Genomic DNA, 498 nt, shown 5'->3' on the forward strand with positions numbered 1-498 from the left:
GTTGCTGATGCTGGCGATGCCGGCGGCCTCCAGGCGATCCTTAAGCAACTTTGGCGAAGGCTGAATCTTCGCGCCGCGAATCACGCGCGCCGTGTAGCGCCCGCAAAGTTCCGGCGATTCGATTTGCACCGCGATGGCGTCGCCGGCCTTTGTTGCCGGGCTCTCGGCGGACTTCGGCACAGGCAGCTTCAGCGGCAGGCGATAGACAGCAGAAAGCTCGCGCGCGATGCCCAGCATGCTCAGGCAGTCCGGGCGGTTGGAGGTGATTTCCGCGTCAATCACGGCTCCGTGCGGGCCCTTTTCGACGGAAGCGACGTTGGTGCCGGAAAGAGCGAGGCGCGACGCCACTTCGTCCGGGGAAGCGGCGAGATCGACAAACTCCTTGAGCCAGTTGTAGCTAACCTTCATGCGGTTTTCCTGTCGTAATCCAATTTACCCGTGTAGACGCGCGTGCGGTATTCCATGTGGACGATGCCGTTCTGTTGATGCGCGTCAAAA

At 61.4% G+C, this 498-nt stretch carries 1 pseudogene; it reads right to left on the reverse strand.

Annotated elements, in window-relative coordinates:
- Positions 1-408 (reverse strand): annotated as a pseudogene (locus F6X68_RS33120) (hypothetical protein); the annotation flags it as partial.
- Positions 409-498 lie beyond the last annotated feature (90 nt).

The organism is Micromonospora sp. AMSO12t (assembly GCF_008806585.1).
GTDB lineage: Bacteria > Actinomycetota > Actinomycetes > Mycobacteriales > Micromonosporaceae > Micromonospora > Micromonospora reichwaldensis.